Here is a 16,724-nt window from a genome sequence, read left to right on the forward strand (position 1 = left end):
ACATGTGTATAAGGTATTGCTAGTGGATGATGAGAGAAATATTTTGGAGGGAATTGCAGGCATCATCGATTGGGAGAGTTTGCAGACAGTGTTGGCCGGAACTGCCCGCAATGGCCTGGATGCTTATGAACAAATCACCCGGGATCAGCCGGATATCGTGATCAGCGACATCAAAATGCCGGGTATGGATGGCTTGGAGCTGGTATCGAAAGTTTATGAAGACCATCCCCAAATCCGGTTTATCCTTCTGTCGGGATTTGGTGAATTTGATTATGCAAAGAAGGCCATGCAATACGGGGTAAAACATTACTTGCTAAAGCCCTGCAATGAAAACAAAATCAAGGAAGCGCTACAGGAACTGGTGGGTGAACTTAAGGAGAGGGAACGCAAGGAACAATTTATTAAGAATATGAAGCATCGGTTGAAATTAGCTTTGCCACATGTGAAGGAACAGTTTCTAAAAGAGTTTGTCACCAATAAAACGTATGGAGTCAGAGACTGGGAATACTACCGGAAATTGTTCAATCTCAATTTTGAAAACCGGAAAGTGAGACTGGTTCTGTTCCACCCGGAAGGTTCATTTGAATTTGAACATATTTTTGCGGTGAAAAACATCGCTGAAGAAATCCTGGGAGTCCCCGTGCTGAGTTCCATCGTTGGTGAATATGTATTGATTCTTGTGGAAGACATTGTTGAACCTGAAGAACTTCACGAGCGCATTCATGCTGTTCGGAATGCTTTTTTTGAATACTACAAAATTGATATCACGATTGCATTGAGTGAAGCAGGAGACATTAGCGACGCACGGCGATTGTATACGGAAACGTTGGAATGCCTCAACTACCGGTTTTACCTGGGGGAAGGGAGTCTCATTACAAAGAAGGATATCACGCACTTGAACCAAACTGAAAACGTGGCATTCTCCTTTAACGAGGAACAATTTTACATGTTTGTCAAATCAGGTCGATGGGAAGATGCAAACAGGGAAATGAATGAGTTTTTTGCCAATTTGGCGAATCTGCGGCTTGACATGCATATAACCAAATCTTATGTGATTCAGTTGTTTGTCGCCATGATTCGACTGTGTGAGTCTGAACAGATGAACGGTTATATGGCTAAAATCAGTATGCTGATTGAGATGGAAACTCTTGAGGCGATGCGCTCATTTTTCCGTGAGACCGCCAAAGAAATCACGATGAGCAATTATAAGCGAAACAAAAATAAGCAATCAGCGATTATAAGTAAAGTGGTTGAGATTATTCATGAGCAGCTGGGCAATTCTGAACTTTCGTTAACCTGGGTCGCTAACGAAATGATCTATATGAATGCGGATTATCTTGGAAAGCTGTTTAAGAAAGTAACGGGAGACAGGTTCTCCAGCTATGTTACGAAAGTCAGGATCGAGAAAGCAAAGGAAGTGATTGAACAGTCAGATGATGTGAAGATATTTGAACTGGCGGAAATGTTCGGGTTCAAAAATAATCCTCAATACTTCAGCCAGGTGTTTAAAAAATATGTCGGATGCACTCCTACTGAGTATAGGAAGCACTTTGACACGGATTAACAGGGAGCAGGTCATACGACCTGCTCCCATTCGTTATTATTATTTCAAGATTGTCTGTTTTTTGAACAATTGGATTGGTTTTTTGGATTCAACTTATAACAAACCCAACTAGAATAATAGATATAAACACTCTTCGTAAGCTGTATAAAGGGGAGAAAGCAATGAGAAAGGTTTTATTGGCATTATTGTCGCTGGTAGTGGCATTATCGTTTACCGGGTGCAGCGGCGCGCAGAATGCTGAGTCATCCGATGGAGAATCTGTCACGCTCCGCATAGCCTGGTGGGGTGGTCAGCCCAGGCACGACTACACGCTGAAAGTGATCGAGATGTACGAGAAGCAGAATCCCCATGTGAAAATTGAAGCAGAATATGCCAACTGGGATGATTATTGGAAAAAGCTGGCTCCGATGGCGGCAGCGGGTCAATTGCCGGACATTATCCAAATGGACACCTCATATTTTGCCCAGTATGCCCAAAAGGGACAACTGGCAGATTTGACACAGTACACCAAGAACGGCACCATCGATGTCAGCTCGATCAATGAAAACGCACTTTCCACCGGGATGTATGAAAACAAGTTGCTCGGATTCAACCTGGGAGTTACGGCACTGTCTGTCATCACAGATGACGAAAAGTTGAAACAAGCAGGTTTCGATCCGCCAAAGCCGGATTGGACCTGGGACGACTTCGAGAAGATGGCTCTCGGGGTGAAGAGCAAACTGAATATATACGGTACCAACGGGATGCATCCGCCCGACGTGTTTTTTCCTTACTATTTAAGAACAAAAGGACAGCATATGTACAGTGAGGATGGCACTTCCCTAGGATATAGCGATGATTCCTTGTTTGTTGAGTATTTTAAGCGGCAGTTGAGGCTGGTAGAAGCAGGAGCGTTTCCCACCCCGGATGTAACGGCGCAAATAAAAGGGTTTGAGGATGAAATTATTGTCAGAGGGAAAGCCCCGATGACGTGGAATTGGTCAAACCAGTATGTCGGATATGCCCAATTGGTCAAACAGCCGCTGGAATTGCATTTGCCTCCCGGTCCCGGACAAAAAGAAGGGTTGTTTCTGAAACCCAGCATGTTCTTCTCCGTTGCGAAAAACTCCAAGCATAAGGAAGAAGCAGCAAAATTTATCAACTTTTTTGTAAATGATATTGAGGCCAATAAGTTGATCAAAGGAGACAGAGGGGTCCCTGTTTCCTCCAAAGTTGCGGAGGGGATCAAACCGGTTCTGGCTCCTGAACAAGCCAAAGTGTTTGAGTATGTGGATAAGGTAACAAAAAACAGCAGCCCCCTTAGTCCAATGGATCCGGTAGGCGCTTCGGAAGTTATGAAAGCGCTTAAAGATGTGTCTGATCAGATCCTGTTTAAGAAGATAACGCCAGAAGAAGGGGCTGTTAAGTTCAGACAGCAGGCGAATAAAATCCTGGCAAGGAACAAGAGTTGATGTTGAAAGAATAGAATTCGAGTGTGATAGCCGGCTGATCAGCTATCACACTTTTAACCCCGAATGAGCCGGTTTTGGTGAAGGAGTTGATGAAATGAAATTGCGCTCAGATATAGCGGGTTATATCTTTATCTCCCCGTTTATCATAGGTTTTCTAGTCTTTACACTGATGCCCATTCTGGCATCTTTCTATTTATCGTTTACCGAGTATGATCTGTTTTCCTCTCCCAAATGGATCGGACTTGACAATTACAAAGAAATGTTTTTGGATGACGAGAAGTATTGGAATTCGGTCAAAGTCACGTTTTACTATGTTCTGGCCGGGGTGCCGCTTCGGCTGAGTTTTGCCCTGTTCATAGCGATGCTGTTGAACACCTCTTCCAGGGCTGTCGGGTTGTATAGAACTCTCTTTTATCTTCCTTCCATTATCGGCGGAAGCGTGGCAGTCTCCATCATGTGGCGGAATCTTTTCGGAAATGATGGAGCGATCAATGCATTGCTTTTTTTCCTTGGGGTTGATCAAAAAATTTTCTGGTATCAGGATCCGATCTCTGCGTTGTGGACATTGATCGTCTTATCCACCTGGCAATTCGGTTCTTCGATGCTTATTTTTCTGGCTGGATTGAAAAACATTCCAAAGACTTATTATGAAGCAGCCAGCGTGGACGGTGCCAACAGTGTTCAGCGGTTTTTCAAAATCACCCTGCCGCTGTTAAGCCCCATTATCCTGTTTAATTTGGTCATGCAGACAATTTCCGGTTTTATGACCTTTACCCCTGCTTATATCATCTCGAAAGGAGAAGGAGGGCCGCTGGACGGAACGCTGCTGTACTCCCTGTATTTATTTCAAAAAGCGTTCTCCTTTTTCCAGATGGGCTACGCATCGGCGATGGCCTGGGTCATGCTGGCAGTTGTCGGTTTGCTGACCTTCATTTTGTTTAAGACATCATCTTACTGGGTTCATTATGAGTCGAAGGGAGGCTGATCATGATGCAGGCGATCCGTCTAAAACCAAAAAAAATCATCTACCATCTTTTTGTCGCGGGGCTTGCTGTACTGATGCTTTACCCGGTGTTGTGGTTGTTCATGAGTTCATTTAAGAAAAGTGAGAGTATTTTCGTAACAGCTCATTCCCTCATTCCCGACCCGTGGGTATGGGTCAATTACGTGATTGGATGGGAGGGAATCGGTGGTCACTCATTTGGGACCTTTATTATGAATTCCTTGATTATTGTTGTACTTTCCACGATCGGGGCGGTGCTCTCATCCGCTTTGATCGCCTATGGCTTTGCCCGTCTGCAATTTTTCGGGAAAAGGTTCTGGTTTACCTGTATGATGCTGACGATGATGCTGCCTCACGATGTAGTCATGATCCCCCAATATATTTTGTTTGCGAAGCTTGATTGGCTCAATTCGTTTAAACCGTTAGTGGTACCCCAATATTTTGGGATTCCCTTTTTCGTCTTCCTGATCATGCAGTTTATCCGCACGATCCCGACAGAACTGGATGAAGCGGCCAAGATCGACGGCTGCAGCAAATTCGGCATATTTTTCAGGGTTATTCTGCCCCTGATTACCCCGGCTCTGGCTACCTCTGCGATCTTTTCTTTCTACTGGCGCTGGGAAGACTTAATCAATCCGGTTATTTATCTGAACAAGCCGGAACTGTATCCGGTGTCGATGGCTCTGAAAATGTTTTTAGACTCCGAAACAACCTCCAACTGGGGGGCCATGTTTGCGATGTCCGTTGTTTCACTGATTCCGGTGATTTTAATCTTTTTCTTCTTCCAAAAGTACATTGTCCAGGGGATCAGCACCAGTGGGCTAAAAGGTTAGGCCTCCATGCCGGTAATACGGCACCGTCAGCACGATGAACAGAATAGACAGGAGGAGCATTTCAATGCCAAAACTGATTTTCGATGAAGATGAAATTCGTAAAGTGATTGATCGTGTTGTGCATCGTACATTTCGGATGGATTTTAATTGGGATTGGCCGGCGGGAGTCGCTTTTTATGGCGTAGCCGAAGCCTATGGGGCGACAGGGAGAACGGAATATCTCGATCTCTTGAAAGATTGGGTCGACGAAAAACTGGAGGACGGACTGCCCAGGCTGTCGATCAACGGGGTTGCCATTGGCCATTCTCTTCTATCGTTATATCAGGCAACAGGCGATGAAAAATATATTGATATTGCGACTCAAATGGCAGATTTTTTAAAAAATGACGCTGAACGATTTGCAGATGGTGTATTCCAGCACACCGTCAATTCGGAAACGTATAACTTTCCGGAACAGGCGTGGGTAGATACGATGATGATGGCAGGCTATTTCCTGATTCGGATCGGTTCTTTGCTTGACAGGGAAGATTATTTTGAAGACGGTTTGAAACAGTATCACGGACATGAAAATTTTCTGCAGGATTCGGTCACCAATTTGTATTACCATGGTTGGGACAATATTGCACAAAATCACATGTCCGGCGTCTTCTGGGCACGCGGGAATGCATGGGCAGCTTTGACGATGGCAAAAGCTCTGGATATCGTGCATGTCACGCACCCTTCCTTCATGATCATCGACGGTTCGCTGCGTGATCAACTGGCTGCGCTGGTTCGTCTGCAGTCTGAAACGGGATTATGGCACACAGTGCTAACCGACCCTGCCTCATACCTTGAAACATCAGGATCGGCCGGAATAGCGACAGCCCTGCTCTCCAGGGGTTCTTTATATAACAAATACGTACAAAAATCGATTCAAGGTATATTGGAGCAAATCACAAAAGACGGCACGGTTACACGGGTTTCCGCCGGTACGGCAGTGATGCGCGATGTACAGGGATACAAGGATGTTCCCTGTAAGCGGATTCAGGGCTGGGGACAGGGGCTGACACTGGCATTTTTATCTGCTTTGCTGAACACGGGCAAAAGGGTTTTTGATTAAGGGAGTAAAAGAAATGTTTATCAAATTATGAAGATAACCCGAAAATATACAGGCCATGTGTTTCTGGAAGCCTGCAAACCGGATGGTAACTGTTTGTGGAGGATTGATGGTTTTACCCGGTGGGGAGAGATTAATTCGCCACCGGAACCTCATACTATGGCATACAGGAACAAACCCACTACCAGTGGGATAAGAAACGCTCATACGTTCGATTATACACCCAATTGGAGTGGTAAAACGGATGTTGAAGTCCCGCTGCTCTCCTGGGTGAATCCAACACACCCGGCTGTCTCAAAAAGATATGGGGAGGGTCCCGTACGGGGAGTGGCATTTTGATCGGCGGTCAATACCGGGAGGGGAACGATGAAGAACAAATTATATTACGGTGCTGCGTATTACCCGGAATTATGGAACAGTGAAGTGATCGAGCAGGACATTCAAGAAATGCTCCGTTTAGGGATTAATGTGGTCCGAATTGGGGAATTTGCCTGGTCGAGGATGGAGCCTGAGATGGATCTGATCGATCTTGGCTTTTTTCGCAGAATCCTGGACCGCTTTCATGCAGAGGGTATTGATGTCATTTTTTGTACACCGACACCGACTCCCCCGATTTGGATGACACATGGTCATCCGGAGCGGCTGCATGTCAATGCAGAAGGCAAGCGCATGAGTCACGGCTCCCGCCAGCACTGTTGCATGAATCACCCGTTCTTCCGGGAACGGTGCCGCATCATCGTGGAAAACATCGCAAAAGAATTGGGCAGGCATCCGGCCTTGATCGGATGGCAAATCGACAATGAATTTCACTGTCATGTTGGGGAATGTTTCTGTGACACGTGTAAATCATTGTGGCCTTATTGGCTGCAAGGAAAATATGAAACCATTGAAGCGCTGAATGATGCGTGGGGTACGGATGTATGGAGTGAAAGATATCTTTCATTTGATCAGGTGCCGCAGCCGATTCCAACTCCCTTTTATCATCATGCATCGCTGACAACGGCCTACCAGATGTTTGCAAGGGAGAAAGTGGCTGAATTTTTGGAGGAACAAGCAGATATCATTCGCAAATATTCGGATGCTCCAATCACCCATAATACGAACCGGGCGTTCAAGCTTGACAATGAACGGATGTTTAAACGGCTTGATTTTGCATCGTTCGACGATTATCCGGATTGTGACAGCTATGAAGACATGTTGCTTAACTATGACTTGTTCAGAAACGTCAAACCCGGAGTTCCATTCTGGGTTATGGAAACCAGCACATCTCATAATGGACACCTGCATGGCTATATGAAACCGCATCGAAACGGATTTCTGGAAGTTGAAGCGGTAGCCGCCTATGCATTTGGGGCAGGAGGATTTAACCATTGGCTGTGGCGGCAACAGAGGTCCGGCTGTGAAATGACGCACGGGTCCGTGCTCAGTGCCTGGGGGGAACCGTCTGTCGGTTATCCTGGCGTCCAAGCCGTCAGCAAAGTCAGACAGGCACTTGAACCACTGATCCTGAAAAGTGAACCGCAGCAAGCGGAGGTAGCGATGACCTACTCGGATCGGGCACGTGTCTTCCTGAGCACGGAATCGTTGGACCGTTTGAATTATTTGCAACTTGTCAACCGCTGGCATAGCCAATTGATGTGGGCCGGATTGCACAGAGATCTGATCTTTGAAGAGGCAGTACTTGACGGGTACAAACTATGGCTGACCCCTTTCGTTCCATATTTGCCCCAACATTTGACAGAGAAAGGACTGGCTTTTGCCAAACAGGGGGGAATCTGGATCGTCGGGCCGCTGACAGGTTATCGCACAGGGGAACATACAGTCCCAACGAACGCGGCGCTTGGAGAACTTGAACGCATATGCTCTTTTCATACCCGGGCGGTGTATCCTATCAGCGGTACCAATGCACAGGGAGTCGCTTTTGGCGTTCGTGCCCCGCTCGGTTATTACAGTGCAGTATTCGACGAGACCTCCAACACACGTACAGTCGGATGGGTGGAAGGGGGTGTTACGCCCGGGGCTGCCTTTATTCAGGAAGTACCCTGGGGGGCAGGGAAAATTGTGCTTGTTGGTTCAACGCCGCAAGGAAAAGGAGGGGATGAGATGCTGCGAGCAATGTTCTGCTACTACGCCGATAAGGCGGGAGTGTCGCTTCGCTTTCATTCAACACAGGGAACGGTGGTGGCGCCACGCGTTGGGGAGGGACGTATCATATGGGTTGTCGTAAATATGGACGGAAACGGTGGTTCTTTGGAATTGCCTTGCCCGGCGGACGATTTATTGAACGGGGGAACCGTCCCGGCCGGGCCTGTGCGCTTGGAAACATACGAATATCGGGTATTTGGCTTACACAGCTGACGATGGGTTCGGTGAATGGAAACTAGAGGATCAGTCTGGTTTTCAAACAGATACGAAAATTACAACCAATTTCTGCGATAACTATTTTATAATAATCTTAATAGCAATTGAATCATCTGCCACAGAAGATGATTATTTTTCTGATTGCTTGTTTTTTTCATTTTAAAAAGAATCTTATACCAGGAGGCTGAAAAACATGGAGATTCGTTATGCAACAAACCCTGAACAAACAAAAGCATATTCTACCGATCAACTTCGCAGGGAGTATTTAATGGAAGGCATCATGGTTCCGGGGGAAATCAAGATGGTGTATTCCCATGTGGACCGAATGATTACCGGCGGGGCTGTTCCGGTTCACCAGCCGCTTGAACTGGAAGCGGACCCACAGGAAATGGGAGCAGATTATTTTCTGGAACGGCGGGAAATTGGAATCATTAATGTCGGTTCCAGAGGTTTCATTATAGTTGACGGTGAAGAGTATGTTCTGGAGACAAAGGACTGCTTGTATATCGGGCTGGGTAACCGCGAAGTGTCATTTAGGAGCGAAAATGCCGAAGCGCCTGCCCGTTTTTATTTTAATTCTGCTCCGGCCCATCAATCTTATCCGACAGTAAAGATTGCCATCAGTGAAGCGGAACCAAATCATCTGGGAAGCATCAGTTCATCGAATGAACGTACCATCTATAAATATATTCATCCGGACGGGGTGCAAAGCTGTCAACTGGTAATGGGGATGACTTTGCTAAAGCCTAATAACATGTGGAATACCATGCCTTGCCATACGCACAATCGGCGCTCAGAAGTGTATTTCTATTTTGATATGCCTGAGGATGGGGTTGTCTTCCATTTTATGGGTGAACCGAATGAGACACGCCATCTGGTCGTGCGGAACGAACAGGCGGTTATTTCACCGAGTTGGTCTATTCACAGCGGAGTAGGAACGAGCAACTACACGTTTATCTGGGCGATGGCCGGAGAAAATCAAATATTTGCCGATATGGATTCCGTACCCATGGAAGATTTGCGATAATACACAGCCGGTTTCATTGAGACGGGAAGCTTCCGTTAAACTTTCTGACCCCGGCATCCTTTGTCCACAGACTAACAAAGTAAAGTCCGGGGTCAATCCCGGCAAATTCAGTGGGTTCTTTGTATCAATGAAGAAAGGAGAATGATAAATATGAATTTATTTGATCTTTCCGGGAAAACAGCCATTGTGACCGGGGCTGCCCGCGGATTGGGAAGAGATATGGCCATCGGATTAGCAGAAGCGGGGGCTGATCTTGCTCTGATAACGAACAGCAGTGACGCTGGTGAAACGAAAAGTTCCATAGAGAAGCTGGGCCGGGAAGCGATTGCCATAAAGGCTGATTTAGGTGACGAAACCCAGTTGGCAAATGTGGTTCAGCAAGTGAAAGAACATTTTGGCAAAATTGATATTTTGGTCAACAATGCAGGGATCATCCGGCGAACTCCAGCTGCTGATCATGCAATGGAAGACTGGAATGAAGTGATAAACCTGAATCTGAATTCAGTTTTTTTCCTGTGCCAGCTGGTGGGGAGAGAGATGATTAAAGTTGGCTCCGGAAAAATTATCAACATTGCTTCCATGCTAAGCTTTCAAGGGGGAATTACCGTTCCCGGATATACTGCCAGCAAACACGGTGTAGCCGGTATCACAAAAGCATTGGCAAACGAATGGGCATCAAAGGGAATTCAGGTGAACGCGATTGCTCCGGGTTATATGGTAACCGACAATACAGCTCAAATCAGGGAAGACGAGGAGAGAAGCAGGCAGATTTTGGAGAGAATTCCTGCAAACCGCTGGGGATTCCCGGAAGATCTAAAAGGGCCTGTAATTTTTTTGGCATCTTCAGCCTCAGATTATATGAACGGCCATATTCTTTGCGTAGATGGCGGATGGATGGCCCGATAAGTCACTTTGGAAAATCAAATTTTCGGTATGTTAGATGATCAGGCGACAAATAGCCACAAAAGGATTTTATGATTTAGGCCCTGTGCTGTAAAAATACTTCCACAGGATAAAAATGACTGAAATATTAAAACAAAAATGAACCAATATATTCAAAACAAAATAAACATATGATATGATCATAACAACAAAATCAAATAAAAATAAAAGCAAACAAAAACAGGGAGGCTAAAATGGTTGCAAACCGGTGGAAGATGGAGAAGGCAGCACAAATCAACAGCGGATTGGATGAATTGGTATACCGGTCCAATCTGCTGGGGGCCGACCGCACCGTAGCTAATTGGGGCGGAGGCAATACCTCGATGAAAACAATAGAAACAGACTTCCGCGGCCGGGAAATGGAAGTGATGTGGGTCAAAGGAAGCGGTTCCGACCTGGCTGCGATGAAAGCGAAAAATTTTACAGGATTAAGGTTGGATGATATCCTCCCCCTCTTTGAACGTGACTCGATGTCGGATGAAGAGATGGTTGCTTATCTGCAGCATTGTATGATTGACAGCAAACATCCGCGCCCTTCCATTGAGACACTGCTTCATGCCTTTTTACCTTTCAAACATGTGGACCATACCCATCCGGATGCCATTATAAGCATTTGCTGTGCAGATAATGGAAAGCAGATTGCCAGGGAGATTTTTGGCAATCGTTTTGTCTGGGTCCCGTATGTTCGCCCCGGATTTACACTGTCAAAAATGATTGCCGAAGGTGTGAGGGAGAATCCTGACGCTCAATTGGTTTTAATGGAAAAGCACGGATTGGTGACCTGGGGTGATACATCTGAGGAATGTTATCATAACACGATTGCTATCATACAGGAAGCGGAAAATTATATTCGTTCCCGTGAAGACCCGGAGAGGCTGTTTGGGGGAGCCAAATATACGTCTTTGCCTTTAGACGGACGCCGGGAAATTTTGAGCCGGGTACTCCCGATCATTCGCGGGGCGGTTAGTGAAGACAAGAAAATGATCGTAACTTTTGATGACAGCGAAAATGTTTTGACATTTATCAACAGCTGTGAAGCCCCCCGGTTGTCTCAAGTTGGAGCCGCATGTCCTGATCATCTGGTTCATACCAAACGTGTGCCGCTGTATATAGACTGGGATCCGCAGACTCACCATATCGTAGATTTAATCAAAAAGTTAAAAGCAGGCATCGCTGAATATAAAGAAGAGTACAAACGTTATTTTAAACGGAACAAAAATGAGGGCGACCAATTGGTTGACTCTGCTCCGCGCGTTATTCTGATCCCCGGGATCGGTATGGTGAATACCGGCAAGAGTTGGGAGATGTCCAAAGTAAGCGAAGCACTGTACCATCGTGCGATTGCCGTTATGCGGGGAGCAACGGCGCTGGGATCATTCGTTTCTTTGAACGAAAAAGAATCTTATGATGTGGAATATTGGCCTTTGGAGCTTTACAAGTTAACGCTGGCTCCGCCGGAAGCCGAATTCTCCCGGAAGATCGGATTTGTGACCGGAGGGGCGGGAGGAATTGGAAGTGCTGCCTGCCGACGCCTGGTATCGGAAGGGATTCATGTGGTGATCGCCGATCTTAATTTGGAGGGTGCGCAAAAAATTGCCGAGGAAATCAATCAAACTTATGGAGAAGGAAGAGCGATTCCCGTCAAAATGAATGTGACAAAAGAAGAGGAAGTTCAGGAGGCGTTTAAGCAGGCGATTCTCACATATGGCGGTGTAGATATTGTGGTCAACAACGCGGGTCTGGCTACCTCCAATCCGCTGGACAAAACCACCTTACAGGAATGGAACCTGAATATGGATGTGCTTGCCACAGGATACTTCCTGGTTGCGCGCGAGGCATTCAAAATTTTGAAGAGTCAGTCGATTGGGGGGAATCTGGTATTTGTGGGATCGAAAAACTCTGTTTATGCCGGAAAAAATGCCGCAGCATACAGTACAGCGAAAGCGGCGGAAATTCATTTGGCCCGTTGTATTGCTGCTGAAGGCGGGCAGTATGGAATCCGGGTGAATTCCGTTCTGCCGGATGCGGTTTTGCAAGGATCGGCGATCTGGAACTCCGGCTGGCGTAACGATAGAGCGGCTGCATATGGAATCGAGCCTGATCAGTTGGAAGAATATTATCGGGAGAGAACCACGCTTCTTGTAAATGTTTATCCACAGGATATTGCTGAATCCATCGCATTTTTTGCTTCTTCCAGAGCATCTAAAACAACAGGTTGTATGATTACCGTTGACGGCGGGGTTCCGGCTGCTTTCACCCGTTAACACTTGAAGATGATAAAACTTTGTGGTTGATGTACAAAAAAGCATATAAATGGCGGTGGCTCAAAAGGGAGAGGGTGACCAAAATGAGTGACAAGGCATACCGGGTTTTTGAAGAACAACAGAAAGAGCGCGGCATTGATCTGGAGAAAGTGAAAGCCAAGTTGAAGTCATTCAAGGTTGAAACACCTTCCTGGGGTTATGGTGATTCGGGGACAAGATTTAAAGTATTTAAACAGGCCGGCGTTCCCAGAAACCCTTTTGAAAAAATAGAGGATGCCGCGCAGGTGCATCGTCTGACCGGAATTTGTCCTTCCGTTGCGGTGCATATTCCCTGGGATAAGGTAGATGACTATGAGAAACTTAAACAGCATGCGGCTCAACTGGGTGTTTCCATCGGTGCGGTAAATCCGAATTTATTTCAAGATGATGACTATATGTTCGGAAGTGTATGTAATTCAGACCCCAACATTCGCCGGAAAGCAACGGATCACTTGCTGGAATGTGTGGAGATTGCAAAGGTTACGGGGTCTGATCTCATCAGTCTCTGGTTTGCTGACGGCACCAATTACCCCGGCCAGGCTGATATTCGTAAACGCAAGCACTGGATGCTGGAAGCTCTCACTGAGCTGTATCAGGCAATGACCCCTGATATGAGGATGCTCATCGAATATAAATTTTTTGAACCGGCCTTTTACCATACAGATCTGGCGGATTGGGGAATGGCATTCAATATGGCAACGAAACTGGGAGAACAGGCACAGGTGCTAGTGGATACCGGGCACCATGCTCCAGGGACGAATGTGGAGCATATTGTTGCTTATCTATTGGATGAAAAAAAGCTGGGAGGATTCCATTTCAACAGCCGAAAGTATGCCGATGATGATTTAATTGTCGGGGCCATGAACCCGTATGAGCTGTTTCTTATTTTCTATCAAATGATTGATGCTGCTGCGGACCCGGACCGGGAAGTGCGTCAAACCGCAGAAAACATTGCCTATATGATTGACCAGAGCCACTGTATTGAGCCAAAGATTCCCGCTATGATCCGCTCTGTACTCAATGTACAAACCCAGTATGCAAAAGCGTTGCTGATAGATCTGGAAAAGGTGAGAAAAGCCCAGCGGGACCAGGATGTTCTGGCAGCGGAACATGCAGTGAGAGAAGCGTTTGAATTAGATGTGACCCCACTATTACAAGTGGTGAGAGAGGAGATGGGTGTACCTGTTGATCCCATGAAAGCTTATTTTGCCAGCGGTTATGCGGATCAGATCCTCTCCCGCGGCAAAGGCGGAGCCAGCTGGTGAATATTTTAGCATTTGATCTGGGTGCAAGCAGTGGCAGAGCTGTCGTAGGCCGATTTGATGGTGATACGATCGAGATGAAAGAGATTCACCGCTTTTCCAATGATCCGGTACAGGTGGGCAACCGCCTGTACTGGGATATTTTACGGTTATTTCATGAAGTGAAGCAGGGAATTCTCAAAAGCTGCCATCAAGGGGATAAAAGTCTGAAAAGTATCGCTATTGATTCCTGGGCGGTTGACTTTGGTTTAATAGGGAAACACGGGGAACTGCTGGGTAATCCTTATCACTACCGGGACCACCAAACGAATGGCATGATGGAAGAAGTGTTCAGTCTCATACCTCGGGAAGAGATCTTCTCCCGAACAGGCATTCAATTTATGCCGATTAATACCATTTATCACTTATTTTCCATGAAAAAAGCAGGTTCTCCGATCCTGGAACACGCGGAAACCTTGTTAATGATTCCCGATCTGTTAAGATATTTTCTGACTGGAGAGAAATCAGGCGAATTTACCAACGCGACAACCACACAATTGTTTAACCCGTTAACGAAAAAGTGGGATCACGATCTTCTTAATCAGTTGGGGCTCCCCTCTCATATTTTTGCGGACGTTTTTCATCCCGGTACTGTGGCCGGTTCACTCACTTCGGCTGTCTGCAAGGAATTGGATATTCCTTCTCTTCCCGTGATTGCAGTGGGAGAGCACGATACTGCATCGGCTGTGGCAGCAGTTCCGACTGATCAGCAAGATTTCGCTTATTTAAGCTGTGGCACATGGTCGCTTCTGGGCACGGAAGTACCGCAACCGATATTGAACGAACAGGCGTTGGAATGGAACTTTACCAATGAAGGCGGCATTAATCATACCTTCCGCTTATTGAAAAATATCATGGGCCTGTGGCTGATTCAAGAATGCAAACGGACCTGGGAAAGAGAAAGAAACAGCCTCAGTTATGAACAAATGATACGATTGGCAGACAAGGCAAAAGCATTTCAATCTTTCATCGATCCGGATGATCCAATGTTTTTGCATCCGGAGCATATGCCAAGACAGATCCGGAAATATTGTCATGACACGAATCAATATGTTCCACAGACGGAAGGTGAGATTCTCCGCTGTATTATGGAGAGTTTAGCTTTGAAGTATCGGCTGGTTCTGGAACGGACAGAAAAGCTTGCCGATAAAAAATTCTCCGGTTTGCATATGGTAGGAGGAGGCATTTATAATGTGATGCTATGTCAATTTACGGCCAATGCCATCGCCCGTCCGGTATGGGCAGGACCTGCGGAGGCAACCGCTGTAGGAAACCTTCTGGTTCAATATATAACACTCGGAAAAATAAAAAACATACAAGAAGCAAGGCAAGTGGTAAGAAATTCATTCCCGGTCCAAACCTATGACCCGCAAGATATTCATATGTGGGATGATGCTTATGGAAGGTTCTGTAAGATAACAGGGTGCTAAAGGAAAGTAGGTAAACATGATGCTTGTAGCGGAAAGGCAACAAAAAATCCTCGACCTCGTCAATCAAAGAGGAAGTATTAGGGTTTCGGAGTTGAGTCAAATATTCCAAGTGACAGAAGAAACGATTCGGCGGGACCTGGATCATCTTGAAAAAAGAGGAAAGCTCAGGCGAAGTCACGGCGGGGCAGTAAGCATAAAAAAAGATCAGCCGGAAATTCCCTATTTTGAACGTGAGATTTTAAATGTGCAGGAAAAAAGAGAGATTGCCAAACAAGCACTAAAGTATATCACTTCGGGTGACCGCATTATCCTTGATGCCAGTACAACAGCATGGTATATGGCGAAGATTTTGCCGGATATTCCACTTACTGTGTTAACGAATTCGATTAAAGTGGCGATGGAACTCAGCGGTAAAGAGAAGATTGAGGTGATTTCCACGGGCGGGATCCTGCTTGCCAAATCTCTCTCTTATGTGGGGCCTTTAGCTGAACGTTCACTGGATCTGTATCATGTAAACAAGGCGTTTATTTCCTGCAAGGGGGTACACCCTCAGCATGGGATCAGCGAATCCAATGAGATGCAGTCCCTGGTTAAACAGCGCATGATCAATATTGCCGATCAGACATTTCTGTTGGCCGATTACAGTAAATTTGGGGTGCGGGCATTTGCCCAACTGGCTGCTTTTGATCAGATTTTCGGGGTGATCACCGATTCCAAAACAGATTACAAGTATATTCAACAGCTGGAGGAGCTTTCCGTTGAGGTTATCCAGGTGTAGTGATTCCTGAAAGCTCAAATTTCCAGCATTACCCTGGGATGAACGTTTTATCATGCGGGGAAGCAGGATTCTGGGGAGCGACCTTTTGGCGACCGACCGAGCGGAAAAAACGCCCAAGGGAAAAAGCGAGCAATTCTTCCTTTGATTCGCTTCCCTGCCTAATGCCTACGCCCCTTGTGCAGTTTTTGGAGCGGCCATCAACTTACTTCCTCGCAGGGCACCGATCGGGAGCGAGACAGAATTCTGCCTCCCCCACAGACACATCACTTTCACAGAAAAATATTGAAAAGGTGGATTTTCAGTTGAAAGTCTCTTTATTCATTACCTGTCTCGCCGACCAATTTTTCCCCGATGTGGGTGAGAGCATGGTGAGATTGTTATACCGCCACGGGGCAGAAGTTGATTTTCCCGAGAGCCAGACCTGCTGTGGCCAGCCTGCCTTTAACAGCGGCTATGTAAACGAAGCGCGGCAGGTAGCTTTAACAATGCTTGATGCCTTTGAAGATTCACAATATGTTGTATCCCCCTCCGGGTCCTGTACCGGAATGATTCATCATTATTATCCGGAACTTTTCCGGGATGACCCGGTTAATCTGAACAGAGTAGAGCAGCTGATTAAAAAGACCTTTGAGTTT

At 46.3% G+C, this 16,724-nt stretch carries 13 protein-coding genes; all 13 read left to right on the top strand.

From position 1 onward, the window contains the following. Positions 1–4: 4 nt before the first annotated feature. Positions 5–1,564, top strand: a complete 1,560-nt coding sequence (locus I8U27_RS06490; protein ID WP_181751017.1) for a response regulator transcription factor — start codon at positions 5–7, stop codon at positions 1,562–1,564. Positions 1,565–1,725: 161 nt separating this feature from the next. Then, on the top strand, positions 1,726–3,015 hold the full coding sequence (locus I8U27_RS06495; protein WP_181751018.1) for an ABC transporter substrate-binding protein: 1,290 nt from the start codon (positions 1,726–1,728) through the stop codon (positions 3,013–3,015). Positions 3,016–3,109: 94 nt separating this feature from the next. Next, positions 3,110–4,000 (top strand): carbohydrate ABC transporter permease, encoded by an 891-nt coding sequence (locus I8U27_RS06500; protein ID WP_181751019.1) that lies wholly within the window; start codon positions 3,110–3,112, stop codon positions 3,998–4,000. A gap of 2 nt (positions 4,001–4,002) precedes the next feature. Continuing rightward, positions 4,003–4,851, top strand: coding sequence for a carbohydrate ABC transporter permease (locus I8U27_RS06505; RefSeq protein ID WP_374057907.1), 849 nt, complete (start codon positions 4,003–4,005; stop codon positions 4,849–4,851). Positions 4,852–4,915: 64 nt separating this feature from the next. Further along, positions 4,916–5,950: a glycoside hydrolase family 88/105 protein gene (locus I8U27_RS06510; protein WP_181751020.1), complete on the top strand. Its 1,035-nt coding sequence runs from the start codon at positions 4,916–4,918 to the stop codon at positions 5,948–5,950. Positions 5,951–6,313: 363 nt separating this feature from the next. After that, positions 6,314–8,305: a beta-galactosidase gene (locus tag I8U27_RS06515; protein WP_181751021.1), complete on the top strand. Its 1,992-nt coding sequence runs from the start codon at positions 6,314–6,316 to the stop codon at positions 8,303–8,305. 196 nt (positions 8,306–8,501) lie between these two features. Beyond that, positions 8,502–9,335 carry a 5-dehydro-4-deoxy-D-glucuronate isomerase gene (kduI, locus tag I8U27_RS06520; protein ID WP_181751022.1) on the top strand — a complete coding sequence of 278 codons (834 nt, stop codon included), beginning with the start codon at positions 8,502–8,504 and terminating at the stop codon, positions 9,333–9,335. 150 nt (positions 9,336–9,485) lie between these two features. Beyond that, positions 9,486–10,241: a 2-dehydro-3-deoxy-D-gluconate 5-dehydrogenase KduD gene (gene kduD / locus I8U27_RS06525; RefSeq protein ID WP_181751023.1), complete on the top strand. Its 756-nt coding sequence runs from the start codon at positions 9,486–9,488 to the stop codon at positions 10,239–10,241. Between the two features lie 200 nt (positions 10,242–10,441). After that, complete coding sequence (locus I8U27_RS06530; protein WP_309506103.1) at positions 10,442–12,541, top strand: bifunctional aldolase/short-chain dehydrogenase; 2,100 nt, start codon at positions 10,442–10,444, stop codon at positions 12,539–12,541. Positions 12,542–12,624: 83 nt separating this feature from the next. Continuing rightward, on the top strand, positions 12,625–13,845 hold the full coding sequence (gene rhaI / locus I8U27_RS06535; RefSeq protein ID WP_181751025.1) for an L-rhamnose isomerase: 1,221 nt from the start codon (positions 12,625–12,627) through the stop codon (positions 13,843–13,845). Beyond that, complete coding sequence (gene rhaB, locus I8U27_RS06540) at positions 13,842–15,311, top strand: rhamnulokinase (RefSeq protein WP_181751026.1); 1,470 nt, start codon at positions 13,842–13,844, stop codon at positions 15,309–15,311. The genes rhaI and rhaB overlap by 4 nt, the downstream gene beginning before the upstream one ends. A gap of 19 nt (positions 15,312–15,330) precedes the next feature. After that, a complete protein-coding gene (locus tag I8U27_RS06545) occupies positions 15,331–16,089 on the top strand; it encodes a DeoR/GlpR family DNA-binding transcription regulator (protein ID WP_181751027.1) in 759 nt (252 codons plus the stop codon). Between the two features lie 302 nt (positions 16,090–16,391). Then, a partial coding sequence (locus tag I8U27_RS06550) for a (Fe-S)-binding protein (protein ID WP_198065853.1) occupies positions 16,392–16,724 on the top strand: 333 nt, incomplete at its 3' end.

The sequence above is a fragment of the Paenactinomyces guangxiensis genome (genome assembly GCF_016055185.1).
Lineage (GTDB): Bacteria > Bacillota > Bacilli > Thermoactinomycetales > Thermoactinomycetaceae > Paenactinomyces > Paenactinomyces guangxiensis.

Bases quoted from the DNA above. Each gene is read 5' to 3' on its own strand.
- kduI (WP_181751022.1), top strand. From the start codon at position 8,502: ATGGAGATTCGTTATGCAACAAACCCTGAACAAACAAAAGCATATTCT.
- kduD (WP_181751023.1), top strand. From the start codon at position 9,486: ATGAATTTATTTGATCTTTCCGGGAAAACAGCCATTGTGACCGGGGCT.
- I8U27_RS06545 (WP_181751027.1), top strand. From the start codon at position 15,331: ATGCTTGTAGCGGAAAGGCAACAAAAAATCCTCGACCTCGTCAATCAA.
- I8U27_RS06505 (WP_374057907.1), top strand. From the start codon at position 4,003: ATGATGCAGGCGATCCGTCTAAAACCAAAAAAAATCATCTACCATCTT.
- I8U27_RS06515 (WP_181751021.1), top strand. From the start codon at position 6,314: ATGAAGAACAAATTATATTACGGTGCTGCGTATTACCCGGAATTATGG.
- I8U27_RS06500 (WP_181751019.1), top strand. From the start codon at position 3,110: ATGAAATTGCGCTCAGATATAGCGGGTTATATCTTTATCTCCCCGTTT.
- I8U27_RS06495 (WP_181751018.1), top strand. From the start codon at position 1,726: ATGAGAAAGGTTTTATTGGCATTATTGTCGCTGGTAGTGGCATTATCG.
- I8U27_RS06510 (WP_181751020.1), top strand. From the start codon at position 4,916: ATGCCAAAACTGATTTTCGATGAAGATGAAATTCGTAAAGTGATTGAT.
- rhaI (WP_181751025.1), top strand. From the start codon at position 12,625: ATGAGTGACAAGGCATACCGGGTTTTTGAAGAACAACAGAAAGAGCGC.